This window comes from Arthrobacter sp. MA-N2, assembly GCF_000517125.1.
In the GTDB taxonomy this organism is placed as follows: Bacteria; Actinomycetota; Actinomycetes; order Actinomycetales; family Micrococcaceae; genus Arthrobacter; species Arthrobacter methylotrophus.
The window spans coordinates 2,288,414-2,304,306 of the sequence record NZ_KI912155.1; the positions used below are offsets into that span (position 1 = coordinate 2,288,414).

8 protein-coding genes are annotated in these 15,893 nt (G+C 62.6%); all 8 read left to right on the forward strand.

All coding sequences use genetic code 11. The features are described 5' to 3' along the window. Positions 1–62: 62 nt before the first annotated feature. Positions 63–1,568: a bifunctional UDP-N-acetylglucosamine diphosphorylase/glucosamine-1-phosphate N-acetyltransferase GlmU gene (gene glmU / locus A3M3_RS0111415; protein ID WP_028266438.1), complete on the forward strand. Its 1,506-nt coding sequence runs from the start codon at positions 63–65 to the stop codon at positions 1,566–1,568. Continuing rightward, positions 1,565–2,545, forward strand: a complete 981-nt coding sequence (locus A3M3_RS0111420; RefSeq protein ID WP_028266439.1) for a ribose-phosphate diphosphokinase — start codon at positions 1,565–1,567, stop codon at positions 2,543–2,545. Before glmU ends, A3M3_RS0111420 begins: the two co-directional genes overlap by 4 nt. 309 nt (positions 2,546–2,854) lie before the next feature. Continuing rightward, complete coding sequence (locus tag A3M3_RS0111425; RefSeq protein WP_028266440.1) at positions 2,855–3,424, forward strand: 50S ribosomal protein L25/general stress protein Ctc; 570 nt, start codon at positions 2,855–2,857, stop codon at positions 3,422–3,424. Positions 3,425–3,542: 118 nt separating this feature from the next. Beyond that, positions 3,543–4,127 carry an aminoacyl-tRNA hydrolase gene (pth, locus tag A3M3_RS0111430; protein ID WP_028266441.1) on the forward strand — a complete coding sequence of 195 codons (585 nt, stop codon included), beginning with the start codon at positions 3,543–3,545 and terminating at the stop codon, positions 4,125–4,127. A 340-nt stretch (positions 4,128–4,467) separates the two neighbouring features. Continuing rightward, positions 4,468–7,098 carry a helix-turn-helix transcriptional regulator gene (locus tag A3M3_RS24795; RefSeq protein WP_155854365.1) on the forward strand — a complete coding sequence of 877 codons (2,631 nt, stop codon included), beginning with the start codon at positions 4,468–4,470 and terminating at the stop codon, positions 7,096–7,098. After that, complete coding sequence (locus A3M3_RS0111440; RefSeq protein ID WP_155854366.1) at positions 7,076–9,835, forward strand: helix-turn-helix transcriptional regulator; 2,760 nt, start codon at positions 7,076–7,078, stop codon at positions 9,833–9,835. The genes A3M3_RS24795 and A3M3_RS0111440 overlap by 23 nt, the downstream gene beginning before the upstream one ends. 201 nt (positions 9,836–10,036) lie before the next feature. Continuing rightward, entirely contained in the window at positions 10,037–12,820 is a 2,784-nt protein-coding gene (locus tag A3M3_RS0111445; RefSeq protein WP_028266443.1) for a LuxR C-terminal-related transcriptional regulator, read from the forward strand. After that, positions 12,817–15,498, forward strand: a complete 2,682-nt coding sequence (locus tag A3M3_RS0111450) for a helix-turn-helix transcriptional regulator (protein ID WP_028266444.1) — start codon at positions 12,817–12,819, stop codon at positions 15,496–15,498. Before A3M3_RS0111445 ends, A3M3_RS0111450 begins: the two co-directional genes overlap by 4 nt. The last annotated feature ends 395 nt before the right edge of the window (positions 15,499–15,893 follow it).

The following is a 15,893-nucleotide window of genomic DNA, read 5'->3' on the forward strand; positions in this document are numbered from 1 at the left end:
AGGATAGAGCAGATGCCGCAGCCGGGTTCGCCCGGACGTTACCGAGCAAGGAGAGCGAGTTCGTGAGCCCCGATACTACTGGCCCCGCCGCAGTGATCGTCCTAGCCGCCGGAGCCGGTACGCGCATGAAGTCGCGGACTCCCAAAATTCTCCACGAAATCGGTGGACGCTCGATGGTGGCGCATGCCCTCCTCGCTGCGCGGTCCATCGATCCCCAGCAGCTTGCCTTGGTGGTTCGCCACGAGCGGGACCTCGTCGCCGCGCACATCGAACTGATCGATCCCGAGGCCGTCATCGTGGACCAGGACGATGTTCCCGGAACAGGGCGCGCCGTGGAGGTCGCCCTTGATGCCTTGGACGCCAAGGCCGAGCTCAGCGGCACAGTGGTTGTCACGTACGGCGATGTGCCCTTGCTTACCGGCTCCCTGCTCTCCGAACTCGTCGCCGCGCACGAATCCGAAGGCAACGCCGTGACGGTCTTGACCGCGATCCTCGATGATGCCAATGGCTACGGCCGCATCCTTCGTGCCGAAGACGGCACCGTGCTGGGCATCCGCGAACACAAAGACGCGAGCGACGCCGAGCGTTCCATCCGCGAGGTTAACTCAGGTATCTACGCTTTTGACGCGGGAGTACTCCGTTCCCAGCTGCGCAAAGTGACTACAGAGAACATCCAGCGCGAAAAGTACCTGACCGACGTGCTCGCCTTGGCGCGCGACGCCGGAGGCCGGGTTTCCGCCGTCATCACCGAGGACCGCTGGCAAGTGGAAGGCGCTAACGACCGGATCCAGCTCGCCGCGCTCGGCGCCGAGCACAATCGCCGCATCGTTGAAGCCTGGATGCGTGCCGGCGTTACGGTCGTCGACCCGGCTACCACCTGGATCGATTCCACAGTCACCCTGGACGAAGACGTCCGCCTCCTGCCCAACACGCAGCTTCACGGCGCCACTACCGTGGCCCGGGACGCCGTCGTCGGCCCTGACACGACCCTCACCGATGTATCGGTGGGCGAAGGCGCGAAGGTGACCCGGACGCACGGCTCAGGGTCCATCATCGGGGCGGGGGCCAGCGTGGGTCCGTTCACTTACCTGCGCCCGGGCACGGTCCTGGGGGATACCGGAAAGATCGGGGCCTTCTACGAAACCAAGAACGTGACGATCGGCCGTGGCTCCAAGTTGTCCCACCTCGGCTACGCCGGCGACGCCGAGATCGGCGAGGACACCAACATCGGCTGCGGCAACATCACGGCCAACTACGACGGCGAGAAGAAGCACCGCACGGTGATCGGCTCCGGGGTGCGGACCGGCTCCAACACCGTCTTTGTTGCCCCCGTGACGGTGGGCGACGGCGCGTACAGCGGTGCCGGCGCCATCATCCGCAGGGACGTTCCCGCCGGAGCCCTGACCCTGAGTGTCGCCCCCCAGCGCAATTCCGAAGGCTGGGTCGTTGCCAACCGCCAGGGCAGCAACTCTGCCCAGCTGGCGCAGGCTGCGCAAGCCGCGCAACGCTCTGCCACCCCCGATTCCCCAAGTATTCCGGCAACCACAGAACAGGGCACACAGGCATGAGCGAAATCACCGCACACGGCGAGAAGAAACTAGTTCTCGCCGCCGGACGGGCGCACCCCGAGCTGGCGCAGGAAATCGCCAAGGAACTGGAAACAGAACTCCTGCCTATTGACGCCTACGACTTCGCCAACGGGGAAATTTACGTTCGCTCGGCGGAGAGCGTCCGGGGCACCGACGCGTTCGTCATCCAGGCGCACCCGGCCCCGCTGAATAACTGGCTCATGGAGCAGTTGATCATGATCGACTCCCTGAAGCGGGCCTCGGCAAAGCGGATCACGGTTGTTTCGCCGTTCTACCCCTATGCCCGGCAGGACAAGAAGGGCCGCGGCCGCGAGCCGATCTCCGCCCGACTGGTGGCAGACCTCTACAAGACAGCCGGCGCGGACCGCATCATGTCCGTGGACCTGCACACTTCCCAGATCCAGGGGTTCTTTGACGGACCGGTGGACCACCTCATGGCCATTCCGCTGCTTGCTGACTACATTCGGACCCGGGTTGAAGCCGACAATATCACCGTTGTTTCGCCGGATACCGGCCGCGTCCGCGTGGCGGAGCAATGGGCCGAGCGCCTGGGCGGCGCGCCTTTGGCCTTCGTTCACAAGAGCCGCGACCTCACGGTGCCGAACCAAGCTGTCTCGAAGACCGTCGTCGGGCAGATCGAAGGCCGCACGTGCGTCCTGATCGATGACATGATCGACACCGGTGGAACGATCTCCGGCGCCGTCCAGGTCCTCAAGAATGCCGGTGCCAAGGACGTCATTATCGCGTGCACCCATGCGGTGTTCTCCGAACCGGCGGCGCAGCGCTTGGCCGATTCGGGTGCCCGCGAGGTTGTTGTCACCAATACGCTGCCGATTCCGGCCGACAAGCGCTTCCCGCAGCTTACGGTGCTGTCGATCGCACCGTTGATTGCGCGCGCCATCCGCGAAGTGTTCGACGACGGTTCCGTCACGAGCCTCTTCGACGGCAACGCCTAGTCTCCACGCAAACCCCGGGTCCGCACCCAACTGCCAGTCAGTTGGGCCGGGGTGGGGCAGTTTTCCCTTTGACGGGACGTGGCTGCTAAACTCTTGGGGATACCTTGGCGAGGGAGAGCACATCCGGGCTAATACCGGATTGCGGGTCTCCGTTATCGACTGGGTCTGAATCTCCTTCAACGAAGGCGGACTGAACCGGCTGCTCCAGCGGTCGGCGCTCCGTCGGGCGTGGAAGGTCACCACAGACCTCCGCCCTTGCTGATCGACTTGCCTGCATCCTGCCGGCGCCACAGTAATCAAGGAGTACACATGTCTGAACAGAAGCTCGTAGCGGAACTGCGCACCGAATTCGGCAAGGGTTTCGCCCGCCGGGCCCGTGCAGCCGGCCAGATCCCGGCCGTCATCTACGGTCACGGTGCAGAGCCGATCCACATCAACCTCCCGGGCCGCGCCACCACCCTGGCGGTCCGTGTTTCCAACGCCCTGTTGGCCCTTGACGTCAACGGCGAAGAACACCTGGCCCTGGTGAAGGACATCCAGCGCGACCCGATCAAGCAGATCATCGAGCACATCGACCTCCTGACCGTCCGCACAGGCGAGAAGGTTACCGTTGACGTGGCCGTCCACGTGATCGGCGAAGCTGCCATTGGCGCAGTCGCCAACCAGGAAGCCACCACGGTTTCCCTCGAAGCCGAGGCCACGCACCTGCCGACCTTCGTCGAAATCAGCATCGAAGGCCGCAAGGCCGGCGAGCACGTCCACGCCTCGGACATCGTCCTGCCGAGCGGCTCCGAGCTGCTGAGCGATCCCGAGACGCTCATCATCCATATCTCGGAGGCCACCTCGGAAGCCGAGGCAGAGGCAGCTCCTGCTGAGTAGTCTTCTGTCTAGTAGTCATTCCGACTACTAGCGGCACCAGCCTGCAAGTGGCCGGGTCCCTGAGGGGTCCCGGCCACTTCTTTTTCCTTCCACCCCCTTGATTCCCTAGGATGACTCCATGACTGACACTTGGCTGATCGCAGGCCTTGGCAATCCCGGCGCTGAATACAGCCACAATCGCCACAACGTCGGCCAAATGGTGCTGGACGAACTTGCCTCGCGCGTGGGTGGAAGCTTCAAAGCCCACAAAGCCCGGGCCCAGGTTGTCGAGGGAAGGCTCGGGATCGGCGGCCCGCGTGTGGTTCTCGCGAAGCCGATAAGCTACATGAATGTTTCCGGAGGCCCCGTTTCCGGCTTGGCCAAGTTCTTTGATATCTCCCCGGATCACGTGATTGCAGTCCATGACGAAATTGACATCCCATTCAACACCATTAGATTGAAGATCGGCGGAGGGGAAGGCGGGCACAACGGCCTGCGGGATATCTCCAAGGCTTTGGCAACCAAGGACTACTTGCGCGTCCGCGTGGGCGTTGGCAGGCCACCGGGGAGAATGGATACCGCGGATTACGTCCTCAGGGATTTTGGACCCGCCGAAAAGAAAGAGCTGCCCTTTCTCTTGGATGAAGCGGCGGATGCCGTTGAACTATTGGTGACTGAGGGTTTGCTTGCCGCCCAGCAGAAGTTCCACCCGGTCAAGGCCTAGCCTCGCGGATGAGAAAGATGCCGGTCCGGGCTGAGCTGCCGCGCCGGGATTCATGCTCTGAACCGGTGGTTCGAACGTACTCATTCGAGTCATTAACAAGTAGCCTGATGGTGGGCTGGCTGACTAATTGATTCGGGGAGATCCCTATGATACTTTGCAAATCACTGCCGGGGCTGAAGAGGAAATTACCCAACAAACGACCCGCTGAACGTCACGTCCGCCAGAGCTACGAAGGTAGCGTGATTTAATATTGCGAGCAACGCCGGAATCTGAATTGGGACGACCCGCATCGGAGCGGCAAGCCCTCGGTGCAGCGGAGCGACGAAAATGGTCTTCGCTGGTGAGGCAGGATCTTCAGAATGCGGTTGTTAGCGCCCTCGGTGAGCCATCTTTGTACGGAGTGGTGGTGGTTGGCGCGCCGGGCGTCGGGAAGGCGACGTTTGCCCGTTCGGTAGAGGCCCGTCTCGCTCCCGCGACGCATGTGCTGCATCTCCACGGCTCCACGGACATCAACACTCCGTTCGGGGCGCTGGCACATCTGCTCGCCAGACTGCCCGTAGACGCCGCAGATTCCCCGGCCACGATCATCCACGGCATATCCCACTTGATAACTTCGGACGCCGCAGGACGCAACGTGCTGTTGGTGCTCTCGGAACTTCCTGCTTTGGACAGCATGAGCACCGCACTTCTCGTGCATTTGTTAATTAGTGGCACAGCTAAAATTCTCGTGACTGTCCGCCAAGCGACGGACATGCCGGAAGACTTGGTCAGACTGCTGAAAGACGGTTTGTTGGACGAGGTCCTGCTTCAGGCCTTTTCCCGGGCCGAAGTGGCCAAATTGCTCACCGCGGTCCTCGGAAAGCGAGTGACCGCGACGGCTGCCAGCGCCTTGCATGCATCCAGTGGTGGAAATCCGTTGGTGCTCCAAGCCATCGTCACGGAGCAGCTTCGCTCAGGCAACTTGCATCTGGCCGGGCAGGTTTGGGCCATGAAAGGCGAGATCCGCCTGTCATCCGCGGACGTTCTGACCGACCTTGTCCGTTCACGCCTCGCGCGGGAGAGCCCTGCAGTCCAGGAAGCGCTGGAACTGCTTGCGCTGATTCGAACGGCCCCGCTCGCGGTGCTCCTGGACGTCCTCGATCCCGAAGTGGTCGCGGAGATGGAGTGGGCCGGTTACTTGCGCATCGAAGCGACGGACGCCCGGCGGGTGGCGCTCCGGGACGAATACATGGGCGAGGTCATACGGGGCTGGATGGACCTCCCGCGAAGGAACGAACTACGCCAGCTTGCGGCCGGCGTGATTGGCAGTATTTCCCGTGACCTCGACGCCGAGGCCCTCTTGGGTTTTGCCTCCTCGACGTTGAATGTCCGCGAAACGCTTGAACCCGGAGTCGCATTGGCCGCGGCGGCGGCCGCGAACCGCCAATTCGATCCGTGGTTCGCTTTGGAATGCGCTCGGCAGATCGGACGGACGGACAAGGAATGGGTCGCGGCTGCACAGCAGCGCTGCGTGTCCCACGTCATTCTTGCCGAGCACGAGGCTGCGGTCGCAGCTTTGGAGGATGTGACGCCCGAGCAACTTCGACGGCTGTCCGCGTATGAGTATGCGGACTATGTCCAGGAACTCTGCAGTGCGCTGTTGTGGGTCCCCGGCGGCCACGTTCGGATACCTGGCCTCGTCGCCCAGGGCCACGAGGAGCTTGACCGTCGGTCACAAGAAGCTGGTTCCGATGCTGCCGAACTTACCCGCGCCAGCGGAATGCTCAGGCTGGCCAGCTTCGAGCTTCACGTTCATCAGGGCGAGTATTCCGAGGTTGCAGAGGCCTTGGAGAAAGAGTACCGGGACGGCAGCGACCTCCAACAAAAGCTGAGTTGCGGGAGCCTCTTGACCATGGCTTGGGCAGTACTTGGCAGGGAAATGGAGGCAATCGAGCTGGCGCGCGAGCTGAGGCACAAAATGCAGCGCGCAAAAGCTCAGCCGCGGTTGCACAATTGGTTGTCCGAAGGCCTGTTTGCGGCCCTGCTGTGCAGTGGACAGTGGGAAGAACTAGCCCGGATGCTTACGGCGACCCTCGATCAGCAGCCGAAGAATATCCACTACCTGGGCGGTGCTGCCGAGCTTGCGCTCGGCGTTGCCTACACATATGCGGGGCGGGCCTCCGTGGCGATTGACACGCTTTTGGGAGCCCAGGCGCAACTGGAGATCAGGCGGAATTACTACGGGCCTTCCCTGGCCTACTCCGCACTGGCGTTCGCTTATGCGCAGGCCGGGGACGTGAAGGAAGCGCGGACATTCCTGGATTTGGCCGAAAAAGCGCAGGGCGAGACAGCGTGGTTCCCTGCGTGGATGGCTGAGTTCTGCGTCAAAATGGCACGCCGCTGGTTGAAGGACCCCGGGGCGAAGCAGAGCCTCATCGAGTCGGCAAACCGGGACCTGGCCAAGGGCCGGACAACAACGGCATCCATCAGCCTTTTCGGAGCCACCGTCCACGGTACCGAGGATGAATTATTGCTCTTGGAGGAGGTTTCCTCGCGTCGCCAAGGGAAGATGGCGGCCGTAAACCGGATGGTGGCGGAGGGCACTCGCAAGAAGGACCCGAAGACCCTGCTGCTTGCCGCCTCGGTGGCCCAGGAACTGAAATTGGATGCGGTGGAGTCGCGCTGTGCGGTCCTGGCCCTTGACACAGCACGGGAGGCCGGCGACTCGGCTTCCGCCAGGTTGGCCCAGCAACGGCTGGACCGCTTAGTCGGTACCGTACCTGTACTGCCCCTGACACCGCACACTTTTGGACCAGAATTGACCGAAAGGGAGCGGCAGGTTGCAAAGATGGCCAGTCAGGGGTTGAGTAACAAAGAGGTAGCTAACCAGTTGCAGGTTTCGGTCCGCACGGTTGAGGGCCACCTGTACCAGATCTTCACGAAAATGGGAATCTCATCGAGGAGCGAGCTTGAAGGAACCGCGCAGGCATGACAACGCTGCGGCGGTGCATGGTCCTGTCGGAGGAAACACTACAAGACCGCCTGAACCATGGCTGGACTATGGGCATTTGCTCCTTGGAATCACTGCCGCAATCCGCGCGGACGACTGTTCGGCCGTCTTCATCGTGGGGGATTCCGGACTTGGCGCGTCATCCCTACTAGCCCAGCTGGGCAGCGTCTTTCGCGAAGACCTTGCGATTGTTCCGATTCACGGAAGTCCATCCCTGACCTCGGTCCCCTATGGAGTTCTGGCCCCCTACCTTGCCCACCTTTCGGTTTCCGACATTTCCTCGCGCGTCGCCGTGCTGCGGGCTCTCTGGGATTATCTTGAAGGCGTCCGTATCGGTACCGGTCCAGCATTGCTGCTGGTCGACGATGCGCATTACCTGGACGATGCCACCTGTGCGATGCTTACCGAGCTTGTCCAGGCAGAATGGGCGAAAATCGTCGCCGCATGCGTCCCGCGACCAGGAGTTCCCGAGCCCCTCTTGCGATTGTGGCACGAGGGAACTGCCGAGTGGTTTGATTTGGAGCCCCTGACAGCTGAGCAAGCCCACGAATTGTGCGAGGCATTGCTGGGCGGCATCGTCCTGAACGGCACGAGCCATGGATTCTGGATAGAGGCTGGCGGCAACACCCTGCTCCTGAAGACCCTGGTGCGCGAAGCCGAGAGTTCCGGGACCCTTGTCCAGAGACATGGCGTGTGGCTCAAGACAGCCGCGACGCCGGTCCACACCGTGAAGCTGGAAGCCGTGGTCAAACTCCAGCTGATGCGCATTTCGGCCGCAGGCCGGGACGCCTTGAACTTGATTGCCTTGGCTGAGCCGGTCGATGAATCGTTGATCAACGCCGTCGTCGGAGAAACCGCCGTCCAGGAGTTGTTGGAACAGCATTTGATTCAGCCCGCTGGACAAGGAATGGCAACCCTCCGGCTCGTAAATCCGGTGTACGGAGAGGTGCTTCGAAGCATCGTCCCTGCCGCGCAGAGTCTCCAGCTGCACAGGCAACTGATTTCCCGGATGGATGTCTTGGAGGACAATCCCGATTCCCTTCTGCGGATGGTCACCTGGTCACTTGACTGCGGTTCGGACGTGCCGGACCGTCTCTTGATCCGGGCGGCGGTCCTCGCCGCCAAACTACAGCAGAGCGAGACGGCATTGCGTATGGCTGCCGCAGTGCAGGAGACGCAGTGGCAAGCGATTGCCCAAGCGGTCATGGCCCGGTCCTATTTCAATCTTGGCCGCCGCGACGAAGCAGCGGCGGTCCTGGCCCAGGCAACATTGGGCGGAGACACCGGACCTTCCCAGATCGTATCGGGCAGCCTGCTTCACGCGGTCACCCGTGCCGCCGTCGGACAATCCGCCGCCCTCATCCTTACGGATGCCGGGGTCCTCCGCGAATGGGGCGAGCAGCTGCCGGGCCTCCACGGCCAGCAGACACCGGCGGCGAAAGCTGCGGTGCCCATCGCAGTGACCCTGATGGAGCTGGTTGCTGGTTCCTTGGAAGGAGACTATGAGCGGATGGGGGCCGGACTGGAGCGCGTCCTCCTGCAGATCGGCTCCGTGGAAGGACCTTCGTCGGTGCTCTTCAAAGCCTTGGCGCTGTCCCTGGAGTCAGAGAGGTTGTGCGCCCTGGGCGCCGCGATCCAGGGAAGGCTACTGGCCATTGAAGCTGCCGCTTTGGCCCAGCCTCCAGAGAACGACGTCTTCTTCCTCCCCGAATTCATCGCAGCACGCCATGTCATGTGCGCTCTTGCTGCCGGCGACTGGGGCGAAGCCCAAGAGTTCCTCGATCGCTACTACGAATCCTCGGGTGTAGCCATGGCCTCCTTCGGTGGGGCTGCTTACCTACTGCTCGGGTACGTTGCCATCAGGCAGGGAAAAACCGGAGACGCCTTGCCGCTGCTGACTGCGGGCCTCGAAGCCTTGAGAGACAGCGATCCGCAAAACCTCTTCGGGCTGTGTGCGGCCATGGCCTTCTATGCCGCAGCCGGTACCGGGTTACCGGAAGCTGATCGTTTCAGGGCGGACTTCAAGGCCCGGGGGCAGCATGGCATGCATCTCCTCGAGGCCCAGGCCAGCAACTTCTTCGAAGCCGCACTTGAACTCCTCAAAGGCGACGGCTCCGGCGTCGAAGCATTGCACCTCAACGCTGACGAAGCAGCCAAGGAAGATGCCACCTTCCTTGAACTTCATGCGCTGGAGCTTGCGCTTGGCCTGGGAGACACCAGCAGGCTGGACCGGTTTTGTGAGACTGCGGCTGCAACCGAGGGAAACTGGGCGCAAGCCCTCGCGGAATATGGGCGCGCACTCAAATTCGGGGGTGCTGACCGCTACTTCTCCGCCGGGGAGAAGCTTCACGCTGCTTCTGTCTACCATCTGGCCGCGAAGGCCTACGGATTGGCGCTGGGAGCCTCGGATCGCAGCCGCACCAAAGAGCTCACGGCGGCTGCGCGCGCGGGCCTGGCGCGCTGCAACGAAGAGCTGGGCCACGGAGGCGAGGAATCGCAGCACGAATCTGTGCTCCCTAAGCTGACCAAGCGGGAATGGGACATTGTCAATCTGGCGGTCAGGGGCCTCAGCGACCGGCAGATTGCGGACACACTGCTCATCTCGGTCCGCACTGTGGAGGGGCATCTATACAGGTGCTACTCGAAACTGGGAATCACCGGCAGGGACGCACTTGCCGGTGCCGCGGCCGCTGCGCGGGGCCCATCGGAGCCCGGGTAGGCCACAAGATAACTAATAGTGAACTCTCGATTCGACGAGCGCTACTGTCGACGTCGAGTACCCGTCCCACGCAGCAGGGGTACTTACACCCGCATACGAGTATCGGGCAGGATGAAAGTCGAGTACTCACTACTGGTGTAGGGCTGACGGCGAGCTGGTTAATTGGGGGGTGTCACCACTCGATCACTGGGGGTCTCGCTCATGTTGACAACAGGCAGTGCATCTACGGTCCATGCCATTCGGTCCGGGGGAGCGCCCCGGTACCAGGCATTCCACGCGGCCCCGGCCTCTTCGCCTGACGGAGCCGAAGGAAAGTCGATAATTTCGACGGCGTGGCCGCCGATTGGGCACAGGGCCGCCGTTGAAGACATCCCGCTCGCGCTGGCAACCGCCAGGGGAGGCGTGCTGGTGACGGGACCGTCGGGGAGTGGCAAGAGCTACCTGACCACGCGCGCGGTGAACGAACTACGCAGCCACTCGTTCGTCGTCGTGATCCGCGGCAGCGCAGCGCTGGCGAAATCACCGTATGGCGCCCTGAATATCCTTTTGAGCGATCTGGACGCCGGGTACTTGGCCCATCCGGTCCTGGTGTTGTCGGCGCTGACCAATCTGCTCCGTGAGCGCGCCGAGGGAAAGCCGGTGTACCTGGTCGTAGAAAATGCTACCGAGCTTGACGAACTGGCGGCCATGACGGTGGCACAACTCGCGAGGAACGGCACTGCCCAGCTTATCCTGACCTGCACGGACCCGCAGCGGCTCTGTGGCGAGATCACACGGCTCTGTGGCGACGGATTCCTGCACCGCATAGACCTCAAGCAACTGACTTTTCAAGAGTCCCACGCTTGGCTCGAGTCCGGGTTGGGCGCAAAAGTCTCGCCATCCGGCGCCCATGCCCTGTGGACGGCCAGCGGGGGTAACCCGCACTACCTCAAGATGCTAGCGGCGGAACTGGCTGAATCCGGGGCGCTCCTGAAGAGCGACGGGGTCTGGGTCCTGACGTCACGAAGCGACGTGCACGGCCGGGCAATCACCGATCTCATCACTACACGGCTTGGCCGGTTGGGCAGCGGTGAACGCAAGGTGTTGGAGGTCCTCTCCCTTGCCAAGGCAGCCCCCTTGGAATCCCTGCTGGCGCTCGCATCAGCGGATGATGTGGACTCCCTTGAGAAGAGGGGCATCCTCGTCGTCGATGATTCGCTGCCCAGGATGGCCCGGTTGCAAAGCCAGCTTGTGGGCGACGTGGTCCGGGCGAACGTTCCCCCTGGCCGAAGCAACGAACTTCGGGGCGAGCTCCTTGAGGCGATGGATCCGTCCCTTGGCCAACCCTCGGTGGTGCTGTCCATGGCCGCGTGGGCGTTGGACTGCGGAGCCAAGCTGGGCACGGACGAAGTGATTGAAGCTGCCGCGATGGCCAACCGGCAACTTGATGCGCGCCTGGCCCTGCGCCTTGTCCGGTCCATCCCCAGCCATTCCACGATGCCCGGGGCGGTAGCCGAGGAAGCCCGTGGTTTGATGACGCTGGGGGACTTGGCCGGAGCCCAGGAAGTCTTGACGTTTTCCGCGGATCAATCCGGTGATGAAGCCACCCTCTCGGAATGGGTCCGGCTCAAGTTGGCCGAGTGCTCAATCCTTTTGGCCCGAGCCGAAACCACGGCTCAGGCTTGCGAGACGCTGGCACGAATCCGCGGGCGGCTGGAAGACGAAACCGCCTCGGCCGGTGAAGGACGGGACGTCTCCGAGCTATGGGAGGACCTCGTCCTGGCCGAATCGCAGGCGGCCAGCTATTCCGGTTCCTATGCCGAGATGGCAGCAAAACTGGAAGAGGTACTTCAGGATTTTGAGTCGCACGGGGTGGAATTCCGGCTTCTTGCCGGAAGCTGGCTGTGCGAGGCATGGGCCCTGACCGGACGGGAATCCGAGGCAGCGGACATGGCGGAACAGCTGATTGCCGCTTGCCATGATCCAGCTGTTTCGGTCGCCGCGGCCCGACGCGCTTCATCGCGTCTGAGATTCGCCTTCGTGCTTGCCGGGCGGTGGGACCATGCCGCGGAAATGGTCCAGCCCGGCGAAGACCTCCTGGGTTCCCCGGTCGAGGCACTCCCGACGGCGATCGATCTTCCTAAAGCAATCTTCCGTTGCCTCCAAGGACGGGGCCAAGATGGCATGGAAGCACTCCTTCCGGTGATAAGCCAGCTGCGGGTACAGGACAACGAAGGCATGCTGGATGTCGCCTGTACAGCAGCGGCCTACGCCTCGGCCCTGCAAGGAGAGCAAGATCAGGCCTTGAGCTACCTGGAGGAAGCGTCCACCCAGCTGCGTCGGCCAACATGGCGGAAAGAGCGGACGAAGAAGTACTTCGTCGCGCTGGCCCGGGAGCGACTCGAGGGTCCGGAGGCCGCCGTCGAGGCACTCCTCAGACTGGCCGACGTCGACAGGGACGAAGGTGCCCCCGGCCACGAGATATTCTGCCTCAGTTCGGCGGTCCGGCTCGGGGCGGTGGCGGCCGCTCCGCGGCTGCTGGACTCGGCACTCCATTGCCAGGGCCGATTCGCCGAATTGTGTGCCGCGTACGCTCGGGCGACGATAGCGGGCAGCGCAGAGCGTCTTCTTGAAGCAGCACAATTGGCAGAAGACATGCAGAACGACAGGTTCGCCTTCGATATCGCCGAGACCGTGTTGCACGTGGATCAGTTCCAGTTGGACAAGACGGCACTCAGGAGGGCCCGGCACCTCGCAGAAACGTGCCGACAGCGTTTGCGCACACCTCAAAGCGGCAACAACGAGGGGATCAAGCTGACCGCGCGTGAGCTGGAGATTGCCAGGTTGGCGGCGAAGCGGGAAAGCAACAAGGGCATCGCCGAGAAGCTCCACGTCTCGGTACGCACGGTGGAAGGGCACCTCTACCAGATCTTCGGCAAACTGAAGATCGTGGAACGCTCCGAACTGAGCTTCGCGCTTGGCAGCGTAGAAGGCGGTGCGCAATGACCGAGGTGGTTTCGACCGAGCCGCTGGTCGGACGGTTCGGCGTCATGGCCGCCGTCGTGGACTGCCTCCTCGATGTCAACGGCCCCGGGGTCCTGCTTTTCGGCGACGCCGGAATCGGAAAGACGGCACTGATTAACGAAGTGGTCCGCGAACTCGGGCAACGCGTGCGCCCTTTCAGGGTCTTTGCCGGACCCACCCTGTCCTCTGTTCCCTTTGCGGCTTTGGCACCGCTCCTGACCGGATTGACGCCGGGCCAGATCAGTGAACCATTGTCAGTCCTCAGGACGGTCGTAGCGGCCTTGAATCCGGCGGGCCAGCCGCATCCGGCGCCCGCAGTCCTGATCGTGGAAGACGCACACCACCTCGATGACAGCAGTGTGGCTGTCCTGGCACAGTTGGCGGCTGCGGAAGCCGCCAAGGTCGTGTTCTTGTGCCGCCCGTACCCTGCGCCGCCAGCAGAAGTTTTCTCGATGTGGTCCGAAGGGCTCGTGGATCGATTCGACCTGCAGCCACTCAACGAACAGGAAGTCAACCAATTGTGCGCCCAGACCTTGGACGCACCTGTCGTACAAAGCTCCAGCGCTGTTCTCTGCAAGTATTCCGGGGGAAACCCCATGTTCCTCCTGGAACTCATCGGGCATGCCAAGTCGCTCGGCCAGTTGGTCTGCCGCAACGACTCATGGATGCTTTCGGGAGAACTTCGGGGAACCAGCGTCCGGCTAATGGACCTTGTGCGGAACCAGATCCTCTTGCTCGGAGCCGAACAGCGGGAGACCTTGGAGACCGTGGCCTTGGCCGAGCCCGTCCCGCTGAGCGTAGTGCAGCAGGCCGGCAGCTCCAACGCCGTCGACGAGCTGCAGGAGCTGCATTTCATTGACATCGCGTCCGACCCTGCCCGGCATGTCCGGCTCGCCCAGCCGCTGGTGGGGGAAGTGATCCGTCAATTGGTCCCCACTGCCCACAGCATGACGATCCGACGGCGCATCGTGGAGCTCATGGAGGCCAAGCCACAGACCATGGACGGCCTCCTGAGGTTCGTCTCCTGGGGATTGGAATCGGGCACTGAGGTCCCGGACTCCGACATCCTGGAAGCAGCCCAGCTGGCCAACCGGCTGTTCATCCCGAGCTACGTGGAGAGGGTGGTCGGCGCGATCAAGGATCCTGCCCTGAGACTTGCCGCCCAAGTGGAGGTAGCGCGGGCCAAGTGGTACCGCGGCGATATCCGGGGATCAGTGTCATCGCTTGCGGGAGTGGTGGATCGGACGCGTGATCCCCGGACTATCCGGCAGGCTTCGATGTTGGCGGCCCAACTCGCCGGCCGCCAAGGCCTCGGGCCGAACGCCGTCAAACAAGCCGCCTACGAATGGGAAGCGGCCCTCGCCAGGCTTGCCGAGTCTTCCCCCGGGATCGACCCCGCCGAGCTGGAACGCGGAAAGCTGGGAAGCAGGCTCCTTTCGCTCCAAGGCCTGCAAACCGAAGGCCACTACGTCGAAACGGAACGTGAACTCCGCCAGATTTGGAAAGAAACGGACGACGACGAGTCCCGACTCGTGGCGGCCACCTTGCTTTCCGAGGCGATGGCGGTCACTGGTCGGCCGGTATCTGCCCTCCAGATTCTGATGGGGATCCAGGAGATGGTCGCTTCGAGCGGCGATTGGAGTCTCCAATACGCGGGCTTTGTGATGCGCACTTACATCCTTGCCCTGCAACAAGCAGGCGAGTTTGCCGTTCTTGAGACATTCCTGAGGAATCATGTCTCACAGGCGCCGAACTCTCTCATCTATTCGGGCGGGATGCTCCATCTGGCGGCAGGGATGGTGGACTTGCGCAGAGGCGATCTGGGCGTGGCGCTTCCACGGCTTCGCCAGGCGGTCAGCATGCTGCGTGTCTCGGATATGGGAAACGAGCTGCCCGACGCCGTAGCTGCCGCCGCGTACGCTGCGTCGATCCTGAAACGCCGGGACACTGCCATGACGTACTCAAACGAGTACGACGCATTGATCCGGGAAGGTGTGCATCCGTCCCTTCTGGCCCAAGGCCATGCGGCAGTTGCCAGGGCAGATCAGAGCGGATCGCAGACAGCGATCGCGAGACTCATGTCGCTTGCGGATTCGGCGGCGGCGAACGGTGCGATCAGTGCGGAGATCGACATCCTCATGTTGGTGCTGAGACTGGGAGATACGAGTGTGGCGCGCCGGCTGATAGCGGTAGCCGAAGGCAGCGAAGGCCGCACCGCCGAGTTTGCCCTGAGCGTCGGACTGGCCTTGGTGCACAAGGACGCGGATCGCCTGATCGAGCTCAGTGATTCGGCCGCGAGGGATGGCTTAGAGCTTGCTGCGGCTGATTGTGCCAGCCACGCCCTCCGGATCTTGGAAAGCAGGGGGGACAAGGCGCGCCAGCTTGAGGGACAGCGGCTTCTCAAACGGCGCACCGCCGCCCTCGACAAGGCGAGCCCGGTTGTTGACGGGACTTCCCCCGACCTTCATAAGCTGACCAGGCGGGAGCAGGAAATCGCAACGCTCGTGCAATCGGGATCCAGCAACAAGGACATTGCGCTTGGCTTGGGCCTATCCCTGCGCACCGTTGAAGGCCATCTCTATCGGATGTTTGCCAAGCTTGGCATCAGCCACCGTGAGGACCTCATAAACGGAGTCCAAGGCACGCAGGGCCAGGGCTAACCGCACGCACAACTGACTTCCCACTCCCAGGCGGTGACCGATTCCCGGAAGCCGGCTTCCGCCGTCGTGCGCTGCAAAAGGCACGCAAAGGGCGCTAGAGCCAAAAACGAGTACTGAATCGAGTGGTTAAAAGTGCTTGAACGGGTAGTCAACGGTGGCTTGCGGGACAACGCATCCAAAGACGGGTAGAGCCCACTCGCGCCCGCCGTAGGGGTTGGTTAATACGCTCTTCTTGATGGCAACCGCCACTCAATTGGGGATAAGTGGGTCTCGAGATGAAACGCAGGAAGAATTCTTTGCTAAAGGAAAACCAACCGGTAATCCGGCGAGAAATCAGCTCCAATGCGACCGGTCTCCCGCATTCTGCGGGTACCCCCACAAGCGAGCCGGCGGCG

Excerpts from the sequence above, each read along its gene's own strand:
- A3M3_RS0111450 (WP_028266444.1), top strand. The coding sequence starts at position 12,817 with ATGACCGAGGTGGTTTCGACCGAGCCGCTGGTCGGACGGTTCGGCGTC.
- pth (WP_028266441.1), top strand. The coding sequence starts at position 3,543 with ATGACTGACACTTGGCTGATCGCAGGCCTTGGCAATCCCGGCGCTGAA.
- A3M3_RS0111420 (WP_028266439.1), top strand. The coding sequence starts at position 1,565 with ATGAGCGAAATCACCGCACACGGCGAGAAGAAACTAGTTCTCGCCGCC.
- A3M3_RS0111425 (WP_028266440.1), top strand. The coding sequence starts at position 2,855 with ATGTCTGAACAGAAGCTCGTAGCGGAACTGCGCACCGAATTCGGCAAG.
- A3M3_RS0111445 (WP_028266443.1), top strand. The coding sequence starts at position 10,037 with ATGTTGACAACAGGCAGTGCATCTACGGTCCATGCCATTCGGTCCGGG.